This is a genomic window from Protofrankia sp. CiP1_Cm_nod4 (genome assembly GCF_982290645.1).
The window spans coordinates 50,205-50,989 of the sequence record NZ_CEVIVC010000021.1; the positions used below are offsets into that span (position 1 = coordinate 50,205).

At 75.3% G+C, this 785-nt stretch carries 1 protein-coding gene; it reads left to right on the forward strand.

The window, feature by feature from the left end:
- Positions 1 to 11: 11 nt before the first annotated feature.
- Positions 12 to 785 (forward strand): DUF4349 domain-containing protein (locus AC5LSR_RS06770; protein ID WP_493468258.1); only part of this gene is annotated, 774 nt, incomplete at its 3' end.

Sequence of the window (785 nt, forward strand, 5' to 3'; positions counted from 1 at the left end):
CGTCCGCGCCCGTGGCCGGCGGCGCACGTGCGGCCGAATCCGGAGCCGGGTCCGGCCTCGCCGCCGGCTCCGCGCCGACGGCGCGGGCCGCCGACCCGGCCCGGCCGGCCGGAGCCGAGCCCAGGATCGTCCGGACCGGCTCGATGTCGCTTCAGGTGCGTCCGGGCGGCGTCGACGCGGCGGTCACCGCCGTCTCGACGGCGGCGCAGGGGCTGGGCGGCTATCTCGCCTCGCTGGACAGCGCCGGCACCCCGGGCGCCTCCGACGACGGCCAGCAGCGCGCGACCGTCACCCTGCGGGTGCCGACCAGGTCGTTCGACGACCTGCGCGGCCAGGTCGGGAAGGCCGGCGAGGTCCGGGCATCGACCGTCTCCTCACAGGACGTCACCGGCGAGTACGTGGATCTCCAGGCCCGGCTGAAGGCGCTGAGCGGTTCGCGCGACACCTACCTGGCCCTGCTGGGCAAGGCCGGCTCGATCGGGGAGGTTCTCGCCGTCCAGCAGCGGATCGACGACGTGCAGGCACGGATCGAACAGCTCGAGGGGCAGCGCCAGGTGCTGGCCGACGCCAGTGACCTCGCGACCCTCACGATACGGATCAGCGAGCGGGGAGCGGTCACGACCAGGCCGGACCCGGACGACGACGACGGCCTGACCGGGGCGCTGCGGCTGTCCTGGGACCGTTTCACCGGCGGAGTGGCCGTGATCGTCGGCCTGATCGGGCCGATCGTCCTGGTCGGGCTGCTGGCCGGGGCCGGTTTCGCCGGCTACCGCCTCCTGCGACGG